The 22,654-nt window shown below is 63.9% G+C and carries 24 protein-coding genes, 1 other RNA gene and 1 pseudogene; 12 read left to right on the forward strand and 14 right to left on the reverse strand.

The window, feature by feature from the left end:
• Positions 1 to 21 precede the first annotated feature (21 nt).
• The 3 genes and pseudogenes from AC1DOQ_RS13920 to AC1DOQ_RS13930 all read left to right on the forward strand — a co-directional run.
• Positions 22 to 141: pseudogene (locus AC1DOQ_RS13920) on the forward strand (Hcp family type VI secretion system effector); the annotation flags it as partial.
• Positions 142 to 151: 10 nt separating this feature from the next.
• On the forward strand, positions 152 to 673 hold the full coding sequence (locus AC1DOQ_RS13925; protein ID WP_477364889.1) for a hypothetical protein: 522 nt from the start codon (positions 152 to 154) through the stop codon (positions 671 to 673).
• Entirely contained in the window at positions 670 to 1,047 is a 378-nt protein-coding gene (locus AC1DOQ_RS13930; RefSeq protein WP_477364892.1) for a hypothetical protein, read from the forward strand. Before AC1DOQ_RS13925 ends, AC1DOQ_RS13930 begins: the two co-directional genes overlap by 4 nt.
• 12 nt (positions 1,048 to 1,059) lie before the next feature.
• Here AC1DOQ_RS13930 and AC1DOQ_RS13935 read toward each other — a convergent pair whose 3' ends face one another.
• The 3 genes from AC1DOQ_RS13935 to groES all read right to left on the reverse strand — a co-directional run bounded on the left by AC1DOQ_RS13935 (position 1,060) and on the right by groES (position 3,547).
• The gene (locus tag AC1DOQ_RS13935; RefSeq protein WP_477364895.1) at positions 1,060 to 1,479 is read right to left on the reverse strand and encodes a hypothetical protein; all 420 of its coding nucleotides are present in this window, start codon (positions 1,477 to 1,479) and stop codon (positions 1,060 to 1,062) included.
• A 92-nt stretch (positions 1,480 to 1,571) separates the two neighbouring features.
• Positions 1,572 to 3,218: a chaperonin GroEL gene (gene groL / locus AC1DOQ_RS13940; RefSeq protein WP_477364898.1), complete on the reverse strand. Its 1,647-nt coding sequence runs from the start codon at positions 3,216 to 3,218 to the stop codon at positions 1,572 to 1,574.
• A 38-nt stretch (positions 3,219 to 3,256) separates the two neighbouring features.
• The gene (gene groES / locus AC1DOQ_RS13945) at positions 3,257 to 3,547 is read right to left on the reverse strand and encodes a co-chaperone GroES (RefSeq protein ID WP_052233260.1); all 291 of its coding nucleotides are present in this window, start codon (positions 3,545 to 3,547) and stop codon (positions 3,257 to 3,259) included.
• A gap of 287 nt (positions 3,548 to 3,834) precedes the next feature.
• Between groES and AC1DOQ_RS13950 the strand changes: the two genes are divergently transcribed.
• The 4 genes from AC1DOQ_RS13950 (at position 3,835) to AC1DOQ_RS13965 (ending at position 5,156) form a co-directional block, all read left to right on the forward strand.
• Complete coding sequence (locus tag AC1DOQ_RS13950) at positions 3,835 to 4,086, forward strand: hypothetical protein (RefSeq protein ID WP_477364901.1); 252 nt, start codon at positions 3,835 to 3,837, stop codon at positions 4,084 to 4,086.
• Positions 4,083 to 4,394 carry a cell division protein ZapA gene (locus AC1DOQ_RS13955; protein ID WP_477364904.1) on the forward strand — a complete coding sequence of 104 codons (312 nt, stop codon included), beginning with the start codon at positions 4,083 to 4,085 and terminating at the stop codon, positions 4,392 to 4,394. Before AC1DOQ_RS13950 ends, AC1DOQ_RS13955 begins: the two co-directional genes overlap by 4 nt.
• A gap of 44 nt (positions 4,395 to 4,438) precedes the next feature.
• Positions 4,439 to 4,619, forward strand: a non-coding RNA gene (ssrS, locus tag AC1DOQ_RS13960) — 6S RNA.
• Positions 4,620 to 4,691: 72 nt separating this feature from the next.
• The gene (locus AC1DOQ_RS13965; protein WP_477364907.1) at positions 4,692 to 5,156 is read left to right on the forward strand and encodes an EVE domain-containing protein; all 465 of its coding nucleotides are present in this window, start codon (positions 4,692 to 4,694) and stop codon (positions 5,154 to 5,156) included.
• On the opposite strand, the gene AC1DOQ_RS13970 is transcribed toward AC1DOQ_RS13965, so the two are convergent.
• From AC1DOQ_RS13970 to AC1DOQ_RS13985, 4 genes are all read right to left on the reverse strand, one after another.
• Complete coding sequence (locus AC1DOQ_RS13970) at positions 5,149 to 5,352, reverse strand: hypothetical protein (RefSeq protein ID WP_477364909.1); 204 nt, start codon at positions 5,350 to 5,352, stop codon at positions 5,149 to 5,151. The two genes, AC1DOQ_RS13965 and AC1DOQ_RS13970, sit on opposite strands and share 8 nt — an antisense overlap.
• Before the next feature lie 82 nt (positions 5,353 to 5,434).
• A complete protein-coding gene (lgt, locus tag AC1DOQ_RS13975) occupies positions 5,435 to 6,250 on the reverse strand; it encodes a prolipoprotein diacylglyceryl transferase (RefSeq protein ID WP_477364912.1) in 816 nt (271 codons plus the stop codon).
• 2 nt (positions 6,251 to 6,252) lie between these two features.
• On the reverse strand, positions 6,253 to 7,146 hold the full coding sequence (locus AC1DOQ_RS13980) for a LysR family transcriptional regulator (RefSeq protein WP_477364915.1): 894 nt from the start codon (positions 7,144 to 7,146) through the stop codon (positions 6,253 to 6,255).
• 274 nt (positions 7,147 to 7,420) lie between these two features.
• Entirely contained in the window at positions 7,421 to 7,645 is a 225-nt protein-coding gene (locus AC1DOQ_RS13985; protein ID WP_477364918.1) for a TIGR04438 family Trp-rich protein, read from the reverse strand.
• Positions 7,646 to 7,818: 173 nt separating this feature from the next.
• Here AC1DOQ_RS13985 and AC1DOQ_RS13990 point away from each other — a divergent pair, with 173 nt between their 5' ends.
• Entirely contained in the window at positions 7,819 to 8,127 is a 309-nt protein-coding gene (locus AC1DOQ_RS13990) for a c-type cytochrome (protein WP_477364921.1), read from the forward strand.
• Positions 8,128 to 8,203: 76 nt separating this feature from the next.
• Here the strand turns inward: AC1DOQ_RS13990 and AC1DOQ_RS13995 are convergent, their stop codons facing one another.
• From AC1DOQ_RS13995 to folD, 6 genes are all read right to left on the reverse strand, one after another.
• Positions 8,204 to 9,346 (reverse strand): branched-chain amino acid ABC transporter substrate-binding protein, encoded by a 1,143-nt coding sequence (locus AC1DOQ_RS13995; RefSeq protein ID WP_477364924.1) that lies wholly within the window; start codon positions 9,344 to 9,346, stop codon positions 8,204 to 8,206.
• Positions 9,347 to 9,490: 144 nt separating this feature from the next.
• Positions 9,491 to 9,940, reverse strand: a complete 450-nt coding sequence (locus AC1DOQ_RS14000; protein ID WP_477364927.1) for a hypothetical protein — start codon at positions 9,938 to 9,940, stop codon at positions 9,491 to 9,493.
• Positions 9,937 to 10,362 carry a DNA polymerase III subunit chi gene (locus AC1DOQ_RS14005; protein ID WP_477364930.1) on the reverse strand — a complete coding sequence of 142 codons (426 nt, stop codon included), beginning with the start codon at positions 10,360 to 10,362 and terminating at the stop codon, positions 9,937 to 9,939. The genes AC1DOQ_RS14000 and AC1DOQ_RS14005 overlap by 4 nt, the downstream gene beginning before the upstream one ends.
• Positions 10,363 to 10,376: 14 nt before the next feature.
• Positions 10,377 to 11,069, reverse strand: coding sequence for a glutaredoxin family protein (locus AC1DOQ_RS14010; RefSeq protein WP_477364933.1), 693 nt, complete (start codon positions 11,067 to 11,069; stop codon positions 10,377 to 10,379).
• 28 nt (positions 11,070 to 11,097) lie between these two features.
• Positions 11,098 to 13,197, reverse strand: coding sequence for a M3 family metallopeptidase (locus AC1DOQ_RS14015; RefSeq protein WP_477364936.1), 2,100 nt, complete (start codon positions 13,195 to 13,197; stop codon positions 11,098 to 11,100).
• A 17-nt stretch (positions 13,198 to 13,214) separates the two neighbouring features.
• A complete protein-coding gene (folD, locus tag AC1DOQ_RS14020) occupies positions 13,215 to 14,123 on the reverse strand; it encodes a bifunctional methylenetetrahydrofolate dehydrogenase/methenyltetrahydrofolate cyclohydrolase FolD (protein ID WP_477364939.1) in 909 nt (302 codons plus the stop codon).
• A 343-nt stretch (positions 14,124 to 14,466) separates the two neighbouring features.
• Between folD and aceE the strand changes: the two genes are divergently transcribed.
• The 3 genes from aceE (at position 14,467) to lpdA (ending at position 20,822) form a co-directional block, all read left to right on the forward strand.
• Complete coding sequence (gene aceE / locus AC1DOQ_RS14025) at positions 14,467 to 17,163, forward strand: pyruvate dehydrogenase (acetyl-transferring), homodimeric type (protein ID WP_477364942.1); 2,697 nt, start codon at positions 14,467 to 14,469, stop codon at positions 17,161 to 17,163.
• Positions 17,164 to 17,318: 155 nt separating this feature from the next.
• Complete coding sequence (gene aceF, locus AC1DOQ_RS14030) at positions 17,319 to 18,962, forward strand: dihydrolipoyllysine-residue acetyltransferase (protein WP_477364945.1); 1,644 nt, start codon at positions 17,319 to 17,321, stop codon at positions 18,960 to 18,962.
• 12 nt (positions 18,963 to 18,974) lie between these two features.
• A complete protein-coding gene (gene lpdA / locus AC1DOQ_RS14035; RefSeq protein ID WP_477364948.1) occupies positions 18,975 to 20,822 on the forward strand; it encodes a dihydrolipoyl dehydrogenase in 1,848 nt (615 codons plus the stop codon).
• A 67-nt stretch (positions 20,823 to 20,889) separates the two neighbouring features.
• Here the strand turns inward: lpdA and AC1DOQ_RS14040 are convergent, their stop codons facing one another.
• Positions 20,890 to 21,117: a hypothetical protein gene (locus AC1DOQ_RS14040; protein WP_477364950.1), complete on the reverse strand. Its 228-nt coding sequence runs from the start codon at positions 21,115 to 21,117 to the stop codon at positions 20,890 to 20,892.
• A 129-nt stretch (positions 21,118 to 21,246) separates the two neighbouring features.
• On the opposite strand from AC1DOQ_RS14040, the gene AC1DOQ_RS14045 reads away from it, so the two are divergent.
• Positions 21,247 to 22,647, forward strand: coding sequence for an aminotransferase-like domain-containing protein (locus tag AC1DOQ_RS14045; protein ID WP_477364952.1), 1,401 nt, complete (start codon positions 21,247 to 21,249; stop codon positions 22,645 to 22,647).
• Positions 22,648 to 22,654 lie beyond the last annotated feature (7 nt).

Consider the following 22,654-nt stretch of genomic DNA (forward strand, 5'->3'; position numbering starts at 1 on the left):
GGAGGCGGCAACGTCCAGGACGAGATCGGGCTGTGCTTCTCGAAGGTGAAATGGTCGTACACGCAGCAGAGGATCGGTGGCGGCGGCGCCGGCGGTACGGCGGGTGGTTGGGACCTCGCGTGCCGGAATTCGTGTGCGTGAGGAACTGGCCATGGTCCTTCCAATTCAACCGAAAGACCGGCGCGGCTACTTCATGCTGCCTCAGGCGCCTGAACAAGCCGGCTATTACGTGTACGGGAACTTGCATGGGGTGCCTGGCACAGGTCAGCTTGCGCAATATGCCCACCCCAACATGCTTGCCTTCATTTTCCAGATCGAGCGGAAGTGGCAGGCGATGTGTGACAGGAAATTCGGGATCGGGAACATCAGCACCGACGGAGGCGAGCCATTTGACAGGCACAAAACGCATCGGATGGGTATTGAGATGGATTGCCGCCCTGTGCGCAAAGACTACTTGACGGGGCAGGGAGCCCGCTGCACCTACAGGGACAAGGTGTACGACCAGGACGCAACGATCAGGTTGATTCGTCTGTTCCTGGATCACCCATGGACAAGAATTGTTTTTTTCAATGACGAGGTGGTGCAGAAAGCACTCGGCCCAGCGCGCGTGAAGACTGTGATAAACCATAACGACCACTTCCATGTTGAGCTCTGGCCGAGGTACGCATCATGAGAACGCGCCTGGTATTCATCGCTGGTGCCCTTGTTCTATACTCGCTGGCCCAAGCCGCCGAGAAACCGAAAACCTGGGACGGCAGCCCAAAACCATTGAAGGGCAACTACCAGGTGTTCGGCGGGGAGTTGGGTGACATGGTGCCTCCAACGAAAAAGGACCGCAAGGTGGCGTTCATGTTCAAGGGGCCACTAGCGAAGGAGCTGTTCGACCAGATCGGGCCAGACACAAAGACACCTTGTAGTGGCGCTGCGGATTACCGAGAGAGAAACAAAGGCGATCTCTCCTGCACCTTTAGCAAAGGAGATGGATATTCTTGCTATTTTGGTCTCGATGTACCGACCGGTAAGAGTACCTACGGATCAATTTGCTAAGCGTCGTCTGCGCTACGCTACATCAAGCCCGTGCTGCCGGCACCATCCTTCCAGCGCAGCGCGGGTTTCTTCTTCGCGGAAGCGATGCCAGGCGTCGCGTGCGCCGCGTGTTTCGAGCAACCGGGAAAAGCGTCCATAGGCGCCCTTGCGGCGGAACATGTCACGTACCGATTCCATATCCCCAGGCAGGTGTTGGCCGGTAAAGCGGAACACAAGCTCCATGCCGAGGCCGAGTTCGCGCGTCGATGGCACGGACACGTACAAACCTTCGGCCTCGATGTCGCCCGGCAATGGCGCTTCCTCGTCCATGTAGTCGTCGTTCAGCAGGTGGATCATGCCGGTGTCGCGCGCCACCAGCGCCTTGGCGCTGCCTTCGCCGTCGTCGACCAGGATGGCCGCGTTTTCCAGTTCGTCCAGTTTTACCGTTGGCATCGCTCGTCTCCCGGAATGAAAAAAGCCCGCGGGGCGCAAACCCCGCGGGCCTTACTTTACTACTCGGTTGGCTGTGAAGCCGTCCGGCTTGATTACATCATGCCGTCCATGCCGCCCATGCCACCCATACCGCCCATGCCGCCCATGCCGCCGGCCGGCTTGTCTTCGACGATCTCGGAGACCATGCAGTCGGTGGTCAGCATCAGGCCGGCGATCGAGGCTGCATTCTGCAGAGCCGAGCGGGTGACCTTGGCCGGATCCAGCACGCCCATTTCGACCATGTCGCCGTAGGTGCCGTTGGCGGCGTTGTAGCCGTAGTTGCCGGTGCCGTTCAGGACCGACGACACGACGACCGACGGCTCTTCACCGGCGTTCTGGACGATCATGCGCAGCGGCTCTTCCATGGCGCGCAGGACGATCTTGATGCCGGCTTCCTGGTCCGGGTTGTCGCCCTTGACCTGCAGGGCAGCGCGGGCGCGCAGCAGGGCCACGCCGCCGCCCGGGACGATGCCTTCTTCGACGGCAGCGCGGGTAGCGTGCAGCGCGTCTTCCACGCGTGCTTTCTTCTCCTTCATCTCGACTTCGGTAGCGGCACCGACGCGGATCACGGCAACGCCGCCGGCCAGCTTGGCCACGCGCTCTTGCAGTTTCTCACGGTCGTAGTCCGAGGTCGCTTCTTCGATCTGGACGCGGATCATTTTGACGCGTGCTTCGATCGCTTCAGCGGCGCCAGCGCCATCGATGATGATGGTGTTTTCCTTGCCGACTTCGATGCGCTTGGCCTGGCCCAGTTCAGCCAGGGTGACCTTTTCCAGGGTCAGGCCGACTTCTTCGGCGATGACCTGGCCACCGGTCAGGATGGCGATGTCTTCCAGCATGGCCTTGCGGCGGTCGCCGAAGCCCGGCGCCTTGACGGCGACGGTCTTCAGGATGCCACGGATGTTGTTGACCACCAGGGTCGCCAGGGCTTCGCCTTCGATGTCTTCGGCGACGATGACCAGCGGACGGCCGGCTTTTGCAACTTGCTCCAGTACCGGCAGCAGGTCACGGATGTTCGAGATCTTCTTGTCGCACAGCAGGACGAACGGGTTCTCGTGAACGGCAACCTGCTTGTCCGGGTTGTTGATGAAGTACGGCGACAGGTAGCCGCGGTCGAATTGCATACCTTCGACGATGTCCAGCTCGTCGTTCAGCGACTTGCCGTCTTCGACGGTGATGACGCCTTCCTTGCCGACTTTTTCCATCGCTTCAGCGATGCGCTCGCCAACGGACGAATCCGAGTTGGCCGAGATGGTGCCGACCTGGGCGATCTCTTTCGAGGTGGTGGTCGGCTTGGCGATCTTCTTCAGTTCTTCGACGGTCGCTGCGACGGCCTTGTCGATGCCGCGCTTCAGGTCCATCGGGTTCATGCCGGCGGCAACGAACTTCATGCCTTCGCGCACGATGGCTTGTGCCAGCACGGTCGCGGTGGTGGTGCCGTCACCGGCGTTGTCGCTGGTCTTCGAAGCGACTTCCTTGACCATCTGCGCGCCCATGTTCATGAGCTTGTCTTTCAGCTCGATCTCTTTCGCGACCGAGACGCCGTCCTTGGTGACGGTCGGGGCGCCGAACGAACGGTCCAGCACCACGTTGCGGCCTTTCGGGCCCAGGGTGACTTTGACTGCGTTGGCCAGGATGTTCACACCCTCGACCATCTTGGCGCGGGCTACGTCGCCGAAAATTACGTCTTTAGCTGCCATTTCTTAATTCTCCGTATTCAGGAAAGTGTTTGGACTGATTACTGGGCCACGACGGCCATGATGTCTTCTTCGCGCATGACCAGCAGTTCCTCGCCGTTGACCTTGACGGTCTGGCCCGAGTATTTGCCGAACAGCACGCGGTCGCCGACTTTCACTTCCAGCGGACGGACGTTGCCGTTTTCTTGCACTTTGCCGTTGCCCACGGCGAGAATCTCACCCTGGTCCGGTTTTTCGGCCGCTGCATCGGGGATGATCAGGCCGGACGCAGTTTTGGTTTCCTGGTCGAGACGCTTCACGATCACGCGATCGTGCAATGGGCGAAGGTTCATGCAAAACTCCTTTGATTGTTGATTGACTGTTCGTTTGATAACCGCCCCGGTATCGGCTGCGGTGCAAAGAGCTGTTAGCACTCTTCACTAACGAGTGCTAATTATAGGGACGATAATTTCCCATTTCAAGCGGTGATGTTGGCGATTCGCCAGACTTTTTTGATGTTCCGCAAGCGGATCGACCCATTCGGGGTAGGAAAGCGCGAAAGCCTAACATTCATTTCTTGAAACCCGCGCACGGCACGGCATCTGTTGACGAAAAATCGATCCCGATCCTATAGTTATGGATGATTTCCGAATTCCAAGAACTGTCCGATAAAATCGACCGTCTCGCCCAGATGGCCCAGGCGCTGCGCAGCGAGAACTATCTGCTGCGCCAGGCCAACGCCCTGCTGAGTGCGGAGAACGTCGATTTCAAGAACCGGCTGCTGCAGGCTCAGCAACGCGTCGAAGCGATGCTCGCCCAACTCGAACCCGCCGAGGTGACCGTCGACGAGGACGCACCCGCCAACCCCGACGACGAGGAGGCCGCGCAATGATCCAGCTCGATGTGCTCATCATGGGCCAGTCTTACCGCCTGGCTTGCCGCGAAGGCGAACAGCAGACCCTGCGCGAAGCGGTCCACTACCTCGACAGCAAGATGTGCGCCCTGCGCGACACGGGCAAGGTCAAGGGAACCGACCGCATCGCCGTCATGGCCGCGCTGTCGGTGGCTGCCGAATTCCTGTCCGTGAAGTCGCCGCAAGGCCCGCTCGGCGACCAGTCCATGCTGGAAGTCAAGCAGAAACTGGAAGCGATGAACTCGGTGTTGGACCAGGCCCTGGCGCCCCAGGAAAACCTGTTCTGAGATCAAATTCGTTTGACATGCCGGTTCATCGTAGTAAACTGGCGGCTACCCTGCGGTGTTCGAGATTTGCCATATATTCCTTGAACCATTCAATCGCATAGGTTGCGGAACATTCTCGGTGGGCGTGATCGTCACTAGTTTGACGAACCCGAAATTGAGCTGACTGTGACCACCTTGAGCCGTCAGGTTCGGGATGCCGGCAAGAACGGCACAGGCGGGGCTACAATCCGGAGCGGTTGCGACACTTCATGTGCGCAGCCGCTTTTTTATTGTCGCTGTTCTTTTGGAGTGAGCCGCATGCGCTACTGGTTGATGAAATCCGAACCCGATGAAGTCAGTTTCGACGACGTCCTGAATGCGCCCGACAAGACGGTGGCATGGTTCGGGGTTCGCAACTACCAGGCCCGCAATTTCATGCGCGACCAGATGGAAGTCGGCGACGGCGTCCTGTTCTATCACTCCAGCTGCGCGGTGCCGGGCGTGGCGGGCATCGCGCGGGTCGCCAGTACCCCGTATCCGGATGCCTCGCAGTTCGACGCAAGCAGCCATTACTTCGATCCGAAGGCCACGCGCGAGAATCCGCGCTGGATCTCGGTGGACGTGCAGGCCACCGGCCAGGGCCGCTACCTGCCGCTGACAGAGCTGCGCGGCGTGCCGGAACTGGAGGACATGGTGCTGCTGCAGAAGGGCAGCCGGCTGTCGATTTCGCCGGTGACGCCGGGGCAGTGGAAGAAGATCCTCGAACTGGCAGGGATCAGCTGACGCCGATCAGGGTATCGCGTCGCAGGCGCAATCGGGTACGCGGCGTGCGGATGCCGGCGCACATGCCCCAGGCCGCGGCCCAGCGCAAGGCCTGGTCCGTGGCGGCGCCGAAGGGCCGCGCGGCTGCGGCGCGTCTCAGGGCGGCCGACATGCGCTGCATTGCATACAGCTTCTTGGGTGAGATGGCGTGCTTCATGAGGCCACGATAGTTTCCCGTGCGGCCACGAACGGTGCTCCATCTAACCCAAAAACGCAGGGCGGGGTTCTCTCCTACGCGCCTAGGCGTGCACGGCGCGCTTGTTACCGTCCGAGTAGGCCCAGCCCAGCATCAGCAGGCCGGCCACGATCATCGGCACCGACAGCACCTGGCCCGAGGTGATCGGCATGCCGAGGATATGGGTCTCCCAGTCCGGTACGCGGAAGTACTCGGTGAAGAAACGCGCGCAGCCGTACAGCAGGGTGTACAGCGCGCCGACCGCCAGGCGCGGACGCGGCTTGCGCGCGAAGATCCACATGATGACGAAGACGAGGATGCCGTCGACCAGCATCTGGTACAGCGGCGAGGGATGCACGAGGTGGTCTTCGATGCCCGGCCACTTCATGGCCCAGGGCAGGGAAGGATCGGCCATGCGGCCCGGCAGTTCGTGGTTGATGAAGTTGCCCAGGCGTCCGCAGGCATAGCCGATCGGGACCATCGGCGCGATGAAGTCGTAGACGTCGAGCAGGTTGCGCTTGCGCTTCCTGGCCCACAGCGCCATCGCCAGCAGCACGCCGATGAAGCCGCCGTGGTAGGACATGCCGCCCTGCCAGGTCTTGAAGATGTCGATCGGGTTCGCCAGGAAGTGGGCCGGCTGGTAGAACAGCACCTCGCCCAGGCGCCCGCCGATCACCACGCCCAGCATCCCGTAGAACAGCATGTCGTCCAGGTCTTCCTTGGTCCAGCCCTGGGCCTGGATGTGCGGCTGGGTCCTGATGCGCACGCGGCCGAGGATGATGAAGAGGGCGAAGGCGACCACGTACATGATCCCGTACCAGTGGATCGGTAGGGGGCCGATGTAGAAAGCGACGGGGTCCGGGTTCGGATGGACGAGCATGATCAGTGATTCCTCAGTAGTTCCAGAAAGCCCTTCAGCACCGGCGACGGGTTGTCGCGGCGCCAGGCGATGCCGGTCTCGACGAGCGGGGTCGGGTCCGCGAGGGCACGGTATTCTACGCCGGGCCGCATCAGGTTGGACACGGATTGTGGCACAAGTGCCAGCCCCATGCCGCCGGACACCAGGCTGACGATGGTCTGCATCTGGATCGCCAGCTGGCCGATCACGGGGGTGATGCCGGCCGCGCGGAAGCAGGACAGGATGGCGTCGTGCAGGGCCGGCGAGATCTCGCGCGGAAAGACGATCAGGGGCAGGCGCGGCAGGTCCTGCAGCTTGACCGGGCCTTCGCGGCGCAGGGCATCCAGGCCGGTGGGGGCGCACAGGATCAGCGGCTCGTCGAGCACCTTCATGTAATCGAGCTGGCCGAGGGACTTGTCCGGCAGCGGCGGGATCAGGAGGCCGGCGTCGATGCGTCCGCGCAGCAGCTCCTCGGCTTGCACGTCCGACGTCGCTTCGATCAGGTTCAGGTGGACGGCCGGATAGCGCTCGCTGTAGCGGCGCAGGAAGGCCGGCAGCACGTTGTAGTCGCAGGAGGTGACGAAGGCCAGCGCCAGGCGACCCGCCTCGCCGGCGGCCGCGCGCCGCGCCAGCTCCGGCAAGCCATCCGCCTCGAGCAGCATGCGGCGCGCTTCGGGCAGCAGGGCGCTGCCGGCCGGCGCCAGTTCCACCGTGCGGCGGTTGCGCACGAACAGCGGCGCCCCCAGCAACTCCTCCAGCGCCGCGATCGCCTGCGACAGCGGCGGCTGAGTCATATGCAGGCGCGCCGCCGCCCGCCCGAAATGCAGCTCCTCGGCGACGGTGACGAAGTAGCGCAGCTGACGCAGTTCCAGATTCATGTGATATGCATTTCCCGCAATTTCCGACTCATCTATTCGCGAAATGTATCACAGCCGCGCAAACCAAATTCGGGGTCAGAGCACTTTTCCACCCCAGTTCGGGGTCAGAGCACTTTTTCGATCAATTTCTACCAGGAAGATAGGCGAGCTGGCGCTGACAGGCGTGGACAGCAAAGCGGAAGGCCGCAAGCCAGCATTCCGATACCGAAAGCAATTGCCGCAAAATGTGCTCTGACCCCGAATTCGGGGCGAAATGTGCTCTGACCCCGAATTTTTATTTGCGTTTGTCGAAGGCTTGCTTGACTCTTTCCTTGCGGCGGGCTTCGTCGGTCTTGTGGGCTTTTTTCTTGTCGAGGCCGAGCATCTTTTCGATGAATTCGAACCAGATGAAGGCGACCACGGCCAGGGCGACGATCCACCCCCAGGACAGTTGGGCGAACCTCCAGACTTCGAAGAAGCGCAGGGCGACCAGGGCGGCGAGCAGGAGGATGAGCGGCATGAGAGTTCCTTTACTTTCTGCGGCCATCTTACAATAATAGTTCCTTTGAGCAACGAAATCCTGCCATTCCGTCAACCGAAATGTGTATCAGCCGTTACGGACTGTATCCACTGCACCTACGCAGAGGAAACAAGATAGAATCTTGCATAGGATTTCACTTTGGAGAGTACGGAATGAAACGGTCCCTGATGTTGTTGATGGCGGTCTCCGCCCTGGTGTCGACCAGCGCCTTCGCGCAGGCCGACCTGGCCAAAGCCAAGAACTGCATGGCGTGCCACGCGATCGGCTCCAAGCTGGTCGGCCCGGCCTACAAGGATGTCGCTGCGAAGTACGCAGGTCAAAAAGGCGCCGAGGACAAGCTGGTGCAAAAGGTCATGAAGGGTGGCTCGGGCGTCTGGGGACCGGTGCCGATGCCGGCCAATCCGCAGGTGAGCGAGGCCGAAGCCCGCAGCCTGGTCAAGTGGGTGCTGGCGCAGAAATAAGCCGCACGCTGCTGCAATGAAATAAAAAAGCGCCCTCGAAAACAGGGCGCTTTTTTCATATTCATGCCATAGCTAATCAACGCACCACGTCGATCTTGCTCCGCTTCCCACCCTTGTAGGTATATAGCGTCAGCGCCCCGTCCTTGATATCGCCGCTCGGGTCGAACTGGATGGTGCCGGTCACGCCCTCGTACTTGATGTTCTTCAGCACCGGCAGGTACTTGGCCGGATCGGCCGATTTCGCGTTCTGCATCGCGGTCGCCATCACCATCACCGAGTCGTACACATAGGGCGCGTACAGCTGCACGTCCTGGTTGAACTTCTGCTTGTAGCGCGCGCGGAAGTCGTCCATCGCCTTTTCCTGCGGCCCCTTCACGCCGCCCGCCTCGGCGCAGATCACCTTGCCGTCCACCAGGCCGTCGCCGGCCAGGCGGCCCAGCGCTTCGGTGCACATGCCGTCGCCGCCCATGAAGACGGCCTGGATGCCCAGCGCCTTCATCTGCTTGAGCATCGGTCCGGCCACCGAGTCCATCCCGCCGAAGAAGACCAGGTCCGGCTTCTTCGCCTTGATCGAGGTGAGGATGGCGGTGTAGTCGGTCGCCTTGTCGTTGGTGAATTCGCGTCCGGAGACGCGGATGCCGGCCGCCTTCGCGCCCTTCACGAATTCGTCGGCCACGCCCTGGCCGTAGGTGGTGCGGTCGTCGATGACGGCGATGTTCTTCGCCTTGATCGTATTGGCCGCATACTTCGCCAGCGTGCCGCCCAGCTTGGCGTCGCTCGCCACCACGCGGAAGGCGCCGGGGAAGCGCTGGCGGGTGTAGGCCGGCGCGGTGGTGGCCGGCGAGATCTGCACGATGCCGGCATCGTTGTAGATCTTCGAGGCCGGCACCGTGGTGCCCGAGTTCAGGTGGCCGATCACGCCGTTGACGTGGGCGTCGACCAGCTTCTGCGCGACCGCCGTGCCCTGCTTGGGATCGGCGCCGTCGTCCTCGGAGACCAGCTGCAGCGTGACCTTCTGGCCGTTGATCGTGAAGGGCTTGGCATTCAGCTCGTCGACCGCCATGCGCGCGGCGTTCTCGTTGTCCTTGCCGAGGTGGGCGCTGGGGCCGGAGATCGGCGCCACATGGCCGATCTTGACGACCTGCTGGGCCGCGGCGGAGCCGGCGAAGGCCAGCGCGACGGCGGCCGGGATGAGGGTGAGTTTCAGTTTGGCCTGCATGCGTGTCTCCGAGTTCTCCAGTAGTTTTGCGTCATACGCCAGGAAAAGGTACATCAATTTTCCGGACTGGAAAAGCAAAAGCTGAAGACTGCACGAAGCCGGTGCGGACTTGCCCCGCGGCGGGTCGGAAAAGCCGCGAAATGCTCAGGTTTGGCGCGCGCTCAGGTGGGCCAGTTCCTGCTGGACGGCGCGGGCGACCACGTGTTCGATCGACTGCTGCAGCGCGGCGCGCAGTTCCATGCCGAGACGTTCGGCCACGTGGTCGAGCACGATCGCCATCTGGTCGCGCACCTGGTCTTCCAGCACCACGTCGATGCGCGGCTGCAGGCGATCGAGTACGCGCGTGACCAGGCGTTCCTCGAGGGTGCGCCAGGCCTCGTCGTCGAGGGCGCCGGCGTCGGCCCGCGCAGGGGCCGACGCCGAAGCTGCGGGCGGGGCGGCATCCTCGATCGGCGCGACGGCAGCGGCGGCAGCCGGTTCGGCAAGCGCCGCCGTCTCCGCCACCACATCCGGCGCAGGCGCAGAAACAGGCGCCGGCTCGGCCACCACCTCGGTCAGGACCGGGATCTCGTCGAAGGATGGGGTATCGGTCATGACTGGCCTGCCACGAAGTGGGTCAGCGGATACTGCTGCTTGCGGTAGGCGACGTAGCGGGCGCGCCCGGCGGCGGCGTCTTCCTCGTCGGTCGAGATGATCTCGAACACGCGCGCGAACTGGTCGATGCCTTCCGGCGTGCGGCGCGTCAGGTTGACCAGCATGTCGTGGTGGGGCAGGGCGGCGCGTTCGTCGAAGGTGACGATCACCGGCGTCTCCGGTGCCAGCGGATCGCCCGCCATCACGTGCGGAATGAAGTCGGTGCCGGACAGCGTCCATAGCGCCTCGTTGAGCTGGTCGGCCTGGTCGCTGGTCTCGGCCAGCAGCACGACCTTGCCGCGCGCGGCATAGGCCTTGCGCGCCAGCCGGCAGGCGTAGCCGAGCTTGTCGGGGATATTCGTATGGAAGTCGATCCGGGTCATGGGCGTTCGATGCGTCAGAATTGGAAACCGGGCGCCGTCGTGGGCGGAGATGCGTCGCGTGCGGCCGGGCGGTGCGGCTGCTGTTCCGCGGCCTGGGCCGCGGCTTCGTCCGGCGGCGCGGGGTTGCGCACGCCGTAGGGCTTGCCCGGCGCCGTGGTGGTCGGAGAAGCGGCTGCGGCCGGTTCCGGCACCGCCTGGCGGTAGCCGGACGGCAGCTGGGCCGAGCGCGGATAGGCGGCCGCCGTCAATGCCGCCTGCCAGGCGGCCTCCTGGAAGCCGGCGACCTTGCGGCTGCCGACCACCAGCAGCGGCAGTTCCAGCCTGGCGTCGAGCCGGCGCAGCAGTTCCTTGTCCTCGTCGGTATTGACGGTCTTTTCGGTATAGGGCACGCCGCGGGCGCGCAGCAGGGCCCGGCCCTGGTCGCAGCCGGCGCAGGCGGATTGCGTCGTGGTGTACAGCGTGACCGGGCTGGCCTTGACCGCCCGCGCCAGTTCGTAGGGGAGGGCGGCGCCCTGGCCGGCCCCGTCCTGGGACGGCGTTTTCAGCTGGCTGGACGCCGCTTGCGGCGGCGGCGCGTCGCCGTAGTGGACCGTGCCTTGGGCGTCGGTCCATTTATAGACCTGGGCGGAAGCAGAGCCGGAGGCGAAGGCAAGCAGCAAGCCGGACAGCAGCATCCATCCGCGGTACTTGAGTTGCCTATCCCTCATGCTCGCCTCCGTCCAGGCCCCAGGGCCATCAAGCCGCCTGCATGCCGTTGTGGCGCAACAGGGCGTCGATCTGCGGTTCGCGGCCGCGGAAGGCCTTGAACGATTCGAGCGCAGGACGCGAACCGCCCACCGACAGGATCTCGCGGTGGAAGCGTTTACCCGTTTCATCCAGCGCGCCGCCACCCGCCTCGACCGCTTCTTCGAAGGCGGCATAGGCATCGGCCGACAGCACTTCCGCCCACTTGTAGCTATAGTAGCCTGCCGCATAGCCGCCGGCAAAGATATGGCCGAAGCTGTGCTGGAAGCGGTTGAACGCGGGCGGGATCAGCACCGAGAACTTGCTGCGCACCTCGTCGACCAGCGCCTGCACCGTCTTCTGGCTGTTCGGGTCGAAATCGTAGTGCAGGTGCATGTCGATCAGCGAGAACTCGACCTGGCGCAGCGTCTGCATGCCGGACTGGAAGTTCTTCGCCGCCAGCATCTTGTCGTAGAGTTCGCGCGGCAGCGGTTCGCCCGTCTTCACGTGGGCGGTCATGCCCTGCAGGACGTCCCACTCCCAGCAGAAGTTTTCCATGAACTGGGACGGCAGCTCGACCGCATCCCATTCCACGCCCGAGATGCCGGACACGCTCAATTCGTCGACTTCGGTCAGCATGTGGTGCAGGCCGTGGCCGAACTCGTGGAACAGGGTCGTCACCTCGTCGTGGGTGAACAGCGAAGGCTGCTGCTGGCCGTCGACGATGGCCGGCGGGGTGAAGTTGCAGACCAGGTAGGCGATCGGCGTCTGCACGATGCCGCCCGTCGCCATCCGGCGGCCGCGCGCATCGTCCATCCACGCGCCCTGGCCCTTGCCGGGACGCGCATACGGATCGAGATAGAACTGGCCGATCAGCTTGCCGTCGCGCTCGATGCGGTAGAAGCGCACGTCCGGATGCCAGACCGGGCCCTGGTCCGGCGCGATGCTCACGCCGAACAGTTTGGAGATCACGCCGAACAGGCCGGCCACGACCTTGGGCTCGGGGAAGTACTGCTTCACTTCCTGGGCCGAGAAGGCATAGCGCTTCTCGCGCAGCTTTTCGGAGGCGTAGGCGACGTCCCAGGCCTGCATCTCTTCGATGCCCAGTTCGTCCTTGGCGAAGGCGCGCAGCTCGGCCAGGTCCTTCTCGGCGTAGGGGCGGGCGCGGCGGGCCAGGTCTTCCAGGAACTCGATCACGCGTTCCGGGCTCTCGGCCATCTTCGGCTCCAGCGAGACGTCGGCGAAGCTGCGGAAGTCGAGCAGCTTGGCTTCCTCGTCGCGCAGCTTCAGCAGCTGGGCGATGTTGCTGGTGTTGTCCCACTTCTCGACGTCGGAGAACACCACGCCCATCTCGGAAGCCTTGGTGGCGTTGGCGCGGTAGATCCGCTCGCGCAGCTCGCGGTTGTCGGCGAACTGCAGCACCGGGAAGTAGGAGGGGAAGTGCAGGCTGAACTGCCAGCCGCTCTTGCCGTCGCGCTCGGCGGCGGCGCGGGCCGCGGCCCTGGCGTCGTCCGGCAGGCCGGACAGGTCGGCTTCGTTCTCGACCAGCAGCTTGAAGTCGTTGGTGGCGTCCAGCACGTTTTCGGAGAAGCGCGTGGAGAGCGCAGCCTGCTGCTCCTGGATCTCGGCGAAGCGTTCCTTCTGCTTTTCCGGCAGCTCGGCGCCGCCCAGGCGGAAGTCGCGCAGGGCGTTCTCGACGATGCGCTTGCGCGCCGGCGTCAGGTTCACGAATTCCGGGCTGGCGTGCAGCTGTTTATATTTGGCGAACAGCGCCTCGTTCTGGCCCAGCTCGGTCCAGAATTCCGTCACCTTCGGCTGGTTCTCGTTGTAGGTGGCGCGCAGCTCGGGCGTGTCCATCACGTGGTTCAGGTGGTTGACCACGCCCCAGGCGCGCCCCAGGCGCTCGGTGGCTTCCTCGAGCGGGACCACGAAGCTGTCCCAGCTCACGTTGCCGCTGGGCGCTTCCAGCTGCCGGACCACCTTGCGAGCATCGGCGATCAGCTGCTCGATCGCCGGGGTGACGTGCTCGGGCTTGATCGCATCGAAGCGCGGCAGGCCCGAGAAATCGAGAAGTGGATTCGCGAGAAGAGGATTGCTGGCATCGATGCTCATGGTATTCCTTTCAGTGTTCAGGCGAGGCCGGGCTTCGGGTCCATGCCCGAGGCCTGGCCAGGCTGTGCTTGATTCTTGGCAAGCCCGCGTTCCGCGGACTCGAGCGTGTTCATCAACAGCATGGTAATCGTCATCGGGCCGACGCCGCCCGGAACCGGCGTAATGTGCGCGGCCACTTCGCTGACGCTGGCGAAATCGACGTCGCCGCACAGCTTGCCTTCGTCGTCGCGGTTGATGCCGACGTCGATCACGATGGCGCCCGGCTTGACCATGTCGCCGGTCAGGGTATTGCGGCGGCCGACGGCGGCAACCACGATGTCGGCCTGGCGGGTGTGGTAGCCCAGGTCCGGCGTCGCGCTATGGCAGATGGTGACGGTGGCATTCTGTTGCAAGAGCAGCAGGGCCATCGGCTTGCCGACCGTGTTCGAACGGCCGATCACGACCGCGTGCTTGCCGCGCAGGTCGACGCCGGTGGTCTCGATCAGCTTCATGCAGCCGTACGGCGTGCACGGACGGAAGCCCGGCAGGTTGGCGACCAGTTCGCCGGCCGACAGCACCGAGTAGCCGTCCACGTCCTTGGTGGTGGCGATCGCTTCGATCACTTTCGATGGATCGATGTGCTTGGGCAGCGGCATCTGCACGAGGATGCCGTGGATGCTTGGCTCGGTGTTCAGGGCCGCGATGCGGTCCAGCAGGGCCTGCTCGCTGAAGTCGGCCTCGTATTTTTCCAGTACCGAGTGGAAGCCGGCTTCGTTGCAAGCCTTGACCTTGTTGCGCACGTAGACGTGGCTGGCCGGATCGTCGCCGACGATGATCACGGCCAGGCCGGGCTGGCGGCCTTCGGCGGTGAGTTCGGCGGCGCGGCGGGCGATGTCGGCGCGCAGTTGGTGGGAAAGTTTGACTCCGTCGATCAGTTGGGCAGGCATGGCGGGACTCGGCTTCTGGACAAAAACGAAATTATACGTGCCCGTCCGGTATCGCGCGCCGCGATGGGACGTTCGACGTCATATTTATGGATGCTGCCGTTGAGTAGGGTAGCGAAGATATGTGCGGGGGCGACATATATATAAGCGGCGGGCACGGCCTACGTAGCGCGTATGCGTTACGGCTCAGCATTTTTCATATTATGAAATCGTATATCGTATTTTGAAAAACAGGTACTCCACTGGTAGAATCGACAGGCTTTAATTTAGGGATAGTCTTTTCGCCACCAAACGTCCGCAATCAGGCTCAAGGTCGGGTGGGGCACCAACTCAAGGAGACGTAGCAATGTCAGCTCAACTCGACCAGTTGACGGCCCAGGCCGCCAATGATCCGGATTCGATCGAGACCAAGGAATGGCTCGACGCGCTCGAAGCAGTCATCGAATTCGAAGGCACCGACCGCGCCCACTACCTGCTGGAGCGCCTGGTCGATCTGGCCCGCCGCCGCGGCGCCCAGATGCCGTTCTCCAGCAATACCGCATACGTCAACACCATCCCGGCGCACCTCGAAGAGCACTGCCCGGGCAACCTCGAATATGAAGAGCGCCTGCGCTCGTGGATGCGCTGGAACGCCATGGCGATGGTCGTCAAGGCCAACCGCGCCGACGGCGACCTGGGCGGCCACCTGTCGTCCTTCGCCTCGCTGGCCAACGTGCTGGGCATCGGCTTCAACCACTTCTGGAAGGCCCCGAGCGAGAATCACGGCGGCGACCTGCTGTACATCCAGGGCCACTCCTCGCCGGGCGTCTACGCGCGCGCCTTCCTGGAAGGCCGCATCAGCGAAGAACAGATGCTGAACTTCCGCCGCGAAGTCGACGGCAAGGGCCTGTCTTCCTACCCGCACCCGAAACTGATGCCGGGCTTCTGGCAGTTCCCGACCGTGTCGATGGGCCTGGGCCCGCTGATGGCGATCTACCAGGCGCGTTTCCTGAAATACCTGCAGGCCCGCAGCATCGCCGACACCGACAACCGCAAGGTCTGGGTCTTCTGCGGCGACGGCGAGATGGACGAGCCGGAATCGATGGGCGCGATCGGCATGGCCGCGCGCGAGAAGCTCGACAACCTGGTCATGGTCGTCAACTGCAACCTGCAGCGCCTGGACGGTCCGGTGCGCGGTAACGGCAAGATCATCCAGGAACTGGAAGCGGACTTCCGCGGCGCCGGCTGGAACGTCGTCAAGGTCATCTGGGGCCCGGGCTGGGACGCCCTGCTGGCCAAGGACAAGGACGGCATCCTGCAGCGCGTGATGATGGAAACCGTCGACGGCGAATACCAGAACTACAAGGCGAAAGACGGCGCCTACGTGCGCAAGCATTTCTTCGGCAAGCACCCCGAGCTGCTGAAGATGGTTGCCAACATGACCGACGACGACATCTGGCGCCTGACCCGCGGCGGCCACGATCCGCACAAGATCTACGCCGCCTTCAAGAACGCCCAGGAAAACAAGGGCTCGCCGACCGTCCTGCTGGTCAAGACCGTCAAGGGCTTCGGCATGGGCAAGTCGGGCGAGGCGCGCAACACCGCGCACCAGACCAAGAAGCTGGACGACGAAGCCATCCGCGAAATGCGCGACCGCTTCGCCATCCCGATCCCGGACGACAAGCTGGCCGAGATCCCCTTCTTCAAGCCGGCCGACGACGCGCCTGAAATCAAGTACCTGCACGAGCGCCGCGCGGCCCTCGGCGGCTACCTGCCGTCGCGCCGCGAACAGGCCGACGAGAAGCTGCCGGTGCCGGCCCTGGAAACCTTCAAGGCCGTGCTCGATCCGACCGCCCCGGGCCGCGAGATCTCGACCACCCAGGCTTACGTCCGCGTGATCACCTCGCTGCTGAAGGACAAGGAAATCGGCCAGCGCATCGTGCCGATCCTGGTCGACGAATCGCGTACCTTCGGTATGGAAGGCCTGTTCCGCCAGATCGGTATCTTCAACCAGCAGGGCCAGCTGTACGAACCGGTCGACAAGGACCAGGTGATGTACTACCGCGAAGACAAGGCCGGCCAGATCCTGCAGGAAGGCATCAACGAAGCGGGCGGCATGTGCTCGTGGATCGCCGCGGCGACGTCGTACTCGACGAACAACCGCGTGATGATCCCGTTCTACACCTTCTACTCGATGTTCGGCATGCAGCGCGTCGGCGACCTGGTCTGGCTGGCAGGCGACATCCGCGCCCGCGGCTTCCTGATGGGCGGCACCGCCGGCCGTACCACGCTGAACGGCGAAGGCCTGCAGCACGAAGATGGCCACAGCCACATCATCGCGGCGACCATCCCGACCTGCATTCCGTACGACCCGACCTACGCCCACGAAGTGGCGGTGATCATCCAGAACGGCCTGCATCGCATGGTGGAGAAGCAGGAAGATGTGTTCTATTACATCACCATCATGAACGAGAGCTACGAGCAGCCGGGCATCAAGCCGGGCCAGGAAGAGGGCATCCTGAAGGGCATGTACCTGTTCCAGGAAGGCGACAAGTCGGCCGCCAACCGCGTCCAGCTGATGGGTTCGGGCACGATCCTGCGCGAGTCGGTCTTCGCTGCGGAGCTGCTGAAGAACGACTGGGGCGTCGCCGCCGACGTCTGGTCCTGCCCGTCGTTCACGCTGCTGGCCCGTGACGGCCAGGAAGCCGACCACTGGAACCTGCACAACCCGACCCAGTCGCCGCGTCTGCCGTACGTGACCCAGCTGCTGAAGGATTCGCAGGGCCCGATCGTCGCGACCACCGACTACATGCGCATGTTCGCCGAGCAGATCCGCGCCTACATCCCGAACGGCCGCACCTACAAGGTGCTGGGCACCGACGGCTACGGCCGCTCGGACACCCGCGCCGCGCTGCGCGACTTCTTCGAGGTGAACCGTTACTACATCACGGTCGCCGCGCTGAAGTCCCTGGCCGAGGAAGGCAAGATCCCGGCCCAGACCGTGGCGGACGCGATCGCCAAGTACGGCATCGATGCCAACAAGCCTTATCCACCGACCCTGTAATGCTCGAGTAAGCGTCGTTCCCGCGAAAGCGGGAACCCATGCTGAGAATCCGAAGTTGCCGACGTACGCGACTTTGCTCAGCTCAGTATGGATCCCCGTTTTCACGGGGATGACGGCCCTCTGAAGCCTATGACAAAAATACGGAGCTAACAAACATGAGCATTGTGGAAGTCAAAGTCCCCGACATCGGCGACTTCAAGGAAGTGGAAGTCATCGAGCTGATGGTCAAGCCGGGCGATACCATCAAGGTCGACCAGTCGCTGGTCACGGTGGAATCGGACAAGGCCAGCATGGAGATCCCCTCCAGCCATGCGGGCGTCGTCAAGGAAATCAAGGTCAAGGTCGGCGACAAGGTCGCCGAAGGTTCGCTGGTGCTGACCGTCGAAGAAGCCGCTGGTGCGGCGACCCCGGCGCCGGCCGCTGCTGCTTCGGCGCCTGCAGCCGCTGCACCGGCTCCGGCTGCGGCGCAGGCACCCGCAGCAGCCGCTCCGGCGGCATCGGGCGGCATCGTCGAAGTCACCGTGCCGGACATCGGCGACTTCAAGGAAGTCGAAGTCATCGAAGTGATGGTGAAGCCGGGCGACCAGATCAAGGTCGACCAGTCGCTGATCACGGTCGAATCGGACAAGGCGAGCATGGAGATCCCATCCAGCCACGCCGGTACCGTCAAGGAAATCAAGGTCAAGGTGGGCGACAAGGTCGGCGAGGGTTCGCTGGTGCTGCTGGTCGAAGCGGCAGCCGGCGCCGCACCTGCCGCGGCCGCTCAGGCTCCTGCGGCAGCCGCGCCGTCGGCGGCCGCCGCCGCACCGGCAGCAGCACCGGCAGCTGCAGCTGCTCCGGCCGCAGCATCGTCCGGCCCGGCCCCGAGCTTCGCCAGCGCCCACGCATCGCCGTCCGTGCGCAAGTTCGCGCGCGAACTCGGCGTCGACCTGGGCAAGGTCAAGGGCACCGGCCCGAAAGGCCGCATCACCCAGCAGGACGTGCAGGGCTTCGTGAAGGGCGTGATGGCCGCGGGCCCGACCGCCGCACCGGCAGCCGCCGGCGGTGGCGCCGGCATGAACCTGCTGCCGTGGCCGTCGCTGGACTTCAGCAAGTTCGGTCCGACCGAAACCCAGCCGCTGTCGCGCATCAAGAAGATCTCGGGCCCGAACCTGCACCGCAACTGGGTCATGATCCCGCACGTCACGCACTTCGAAGAAGCCGACGTGACCGACCTGGAAGCCTTCCGTGTCGACTCCAACGCCGCTTACGCGAAAGCCAAGTCGCCGGTCAAGCTGACCATGCTGGCCTTCGTGATCAAGGCATCGGTTGCCGCGCTGAAGAAGTTCCCGGCATTTAACGCCTCGCTGGACGAGCCGAACGGCGCGCTGATCCTGAAGCAGTATTACAACATCGGCTTCGCGGCGGACACGCCGAACGGCCTGGTGGTCCCGGTCATCAAGGACGCCGACAAGAAATCGGTCTCGCAGATCGCCACCGAGATGGGCGAGCTGTCCGCGCAGGCGCGCGAAGGCAAGCTGTCGCCGGCCAACATGCAGGGCGCGACCTTCACCATCTCGTCGCTGGGCGGCATCGGCGGCACCAACTTCACGCCGATCATCAACGCACCGGAAGTGGCCATCCTGGGCCTGTCCAAGTCGGCGATGAAGCCGGTCTGGGACGGCTCGACCTTCCAGCCGCGCCTGATGCAGCCGATCGCACTGTCCTACGATCACCGCGTGATCGACGGCGCCGGTGCGGCCCGCTTCGCCGCCTACCTGGCCGACGTCCTGGCCGACCTGCGCAAGACGCTGCTGTAAGGAGCCGACAAGATGAGCACCGTGGAAGTCAAAGTCCCGAATATCGGCGATTTCAAGGACGTCGAGGTCATCGAACTGATGGTCAAGCCGGGCGATACCATCAAGGTCGACCAGTCGCTGGTGACCGTGGAGTCCGACAAGGCCAGCATGGAGATCCCGTCGACCCACGCCGGCGTCGTGCAGGAACTGAAGGTCAAGGTCGGCGACAAGGTGAACGAAGGTTCGCTGCTGCTGACCGTGTCGGAAGAAGCCGGCGCCGGCGCATCGGCACCGGCCGCACCGGCCTCGGACAAGCCGGCAGCGCAGATCGGCGCCCAGGCCGCCGCACCGACCGCCGCCGCCGCCCCGACCGATTCCTACGCACCGGCCCATAAGGCCGATGCGGCCGCACCGAACGCCGTGCCGGCGCCGAACGCCTCGAGCTACGGCGGCCAGGTCGACGTCGAGTGCGAAATGATGGTGCTGGGCGCGGGCCCGGGCGGCTACTCGGCCGCCTTCCGCTCCGCCGACCTCGGCATGAACACCGTACTGGTCGAGAAGTACGCGACCCTGGGCGGCGTCTGCCTGAACGTGGGCTGCATCCCGTCCAAGGCGCTGCTGCACGTGGCCCACATCATGGACGAGACCGCGCACATGGCCGACATCGGCGTCAGCTTCGCCGCACCTAGCGTCGACATCGACAAGCTGCGCGCCTACAAGGACAAGGTCATCAAGACCATGACCGGCGGCCTGGCCGGCATGGCCAAGGCGCGCAAGGTCAATGTGGTGCAAGGCGTCGGACAATTCCTGAGCCCGAACCACATCGAAGTGACCGGTCCGGACGGCACCAAGAAAGTCGTCCGGTTCCAGAAGGCGATCATCGCGGCCGGTTCGGCGGTCGTGAAGCTGCCTTTCGTGCCGGAAGATCCGCGCATCGTCGATTCGACCGGCGCGCTGGAACTGCGCCAGGTACCGAAGCGCATGCTGGTGATCGGCGGCGGCATCATCGGCCTGGAGATGGCAACCGTGTACTCGACCCTGGGTGCGCGCATCGACGTGGTCGAGATGATGGATGGCCTGATGCAGGGCGCGGACCGCGAGGCCGTCAAGGTCTGGCAGAAGTTCAACGCCCACCGCTTCGACAACATCATGTTGAAGACCAAGACCGTCGGCGTGGAAGCGCTGCCGGAGGGTATCAAGGTGACATTCGAAGCGGCGGAAGCGGGCCAGCCGGCGCCGGAAGCCCAGGTCTACGATCTGGTGCTGGTGGCCGTGGGCCGCAGCCCGAACGGCAAGAAGATCGGCGCGGAAGCTGCCGGCGTGGCGGTCACCGACCGCGGCTTCATCCCGGTCGACGGCCAGATGCGCACCAACGTGCCGCACATCTTCGCGATCGGCGACCTGGTGGGCCAGCCTATGCTGGCGCACAAGGCCGTGCATGAAGCCCACGTCGCCGCCGAAGCCGCGCATGGCGAGAAGGCCTTCTTCGACGCCAAGGTGATCCCGTCGGTGGCCTACACCGATCCGGAAGTGGCATGGGTCGGCCTGACCGAAGACGAAGCCAAGGCCAAGGGCATCAAGGTCGAGAAGGGCCACTTCCCGTGGGCCGCTTCTGGCCGCGCCGTGGCCAACGGCCGTTCGGAAGGCTTCACCAAGCTGCTGTTCGACGCCGAGACCCACCGCATCGTCGGCGGCACCATCGTCGGCACCAGCGCCGGCGACATGATCGGCGAGATCGCCCTGGCGATCGAGATGGGCGCGGACGGCGTGGACATCGGCAAGACCATCCACCCGCACCCGACCCTGGGCGAGTCGATCGGCATGGCGGCGGAAGCCTACGAAGGCGTCTGCACCGACCTGCCGCCGCCGCGCAAGCGTTGAGCCGCTAGCTGGCTGCAGTATCGAAACCGGAACCTTGTGTTCCGGTTTTTTTTTGCGCTGTTCGTGCTTACATACCGAGTATCTTGATCAGCTCGAAGGTGACGAGCCCCAGGCCAAGCAGCGACAGCACGAAGATCGCGGCCACCTTGACACCCGCGCGCAGCACCGCGCGTGCCTCCTTCTTCTTGTCCTTATCCTTCTTCCCTTGATCGTAATGCCACTTGATGGCGAAGAACATGCCCGTGGCGAGCACGAGAAACTTGAATATGACGAAGACGATTGGGATCCAGTCCATGATTTGCCGATGCAGATGAGAGAAGAGAGGTGAGAGATGGGAAAACGCCAGCGACCGCGGTGCAAGGATGGTATTACTGCAGGTTCTGAGGCATTCTACTTAAAAGCAATTTCCATACATTGAGACAAAATGTCCCAGTTGAGAACCATACAAGATGAGGATCTGCCAAGCTGGCTGCCGCGACTGGCCGGGAACAAAGGACCGCGTTTCCTGCAGATTGCGGATGCCTTGCAGGCGGCGGTGGCGGACGGATCGCTGAAACCGGGCGACCGGCTGCCCCCGCAGCGCCGGTTGGCGGCACAGCTGGACGTCGACCTGACGACGATCACGCGCGCCTACGACGAAGCCAGGCGCCGCAACTTGCTGGAGGGCCGCGGCGCCCGGGGCACCTATGTCGCGGCGCCGAAAGTCGAATTGACCTCGATCCTCGACCTGAGCATGAATACCCCGCCACCGCCGGACGGCGTGGACTTCGACGACATGCTGAGACAGGGTTTGTCTCAAGTATTGATGAGGGCGGATAATGAATTGCTGATGACTTACCACCTGGGCGGGGGAAGCGATGCCGACCGCAAGGCCGGCGCCACCTGGCTGGCACCGATGTTCGGACAACTGGATTCCCGCCAGCTTGTCGTCTGTCCGGGTGCGCAGGCGGCGATCGCCGCATTGATCCTCGCGCTGACGGCGCCTGGCGATGCCATCCTGGCAGAGCCGACGACCTATCCCGGCTTGCGCGCCGCGGCGACCCAGTTCGGCCGGCGCCTCATCGCGGTGGAAGTGGACAGGCACGGGATGCTGCCCGGGATGCTCGAGGAAGCGTGCCGCCGGCACAAGCCCGGGCTGGTCTACCTCAATCCGACCTTGCAGAACCCGACCGCCATTACGATGCCGGAACGCCGGCGCAAGGAGCTCGCCGGCATCGCCAAGCGCTGCAATGTACGCATCGTCGAGGACGATCCCTACTGGCTCCTTGCCGATGCCCCGCCACGGCCGATTGCCTCGTTTGCCCCGGAACAGGTGGTCTACATCTCGACCCTGTCGAAATGCCTGACACCAGGCTTGCGGGTCGCCTTCGTGCTCGTACGCGACCCGGACGAACGCGAACGTTTCCTGGTCGCGCTACGATCATTCGCGCTGATGGCCGCGCCCCTGACGGCCGCACTGGCCACCCAGTGGATCCTCGATGGTTCGGCCGGCGCATTGATGGCGGGCGTATGCAAGGAGGCGCGCCTGCGCCACCGGATGGCGCGGGACATCCTGGCGGGGCGCTACGGCGGCGCCGGAGACGGCCTGCATGTATGGATCGATTTGCCGGCGTATTGGAACTCCTCGCAGCTTGCGCGTGCAGCCGATAGCGAGGGCATCGCAGTCACGCCGGCGGAGGCATTCGCCACCGGCAGCGGATCGGTGAATGCAATCCGGATCTCCCTGGGCAGCATCAAGGACCGTGGACGCTTGCAGGCGGGTCTTCAACGGCTGTCCCATCTGCTTGCACGGCGGCCCGAGTCGTTCGGCGCCGCCGTGGTGTAACGTCCAG

It is taken from the genome of Massilia sp. 01N417, assembly GCF_056399645.1.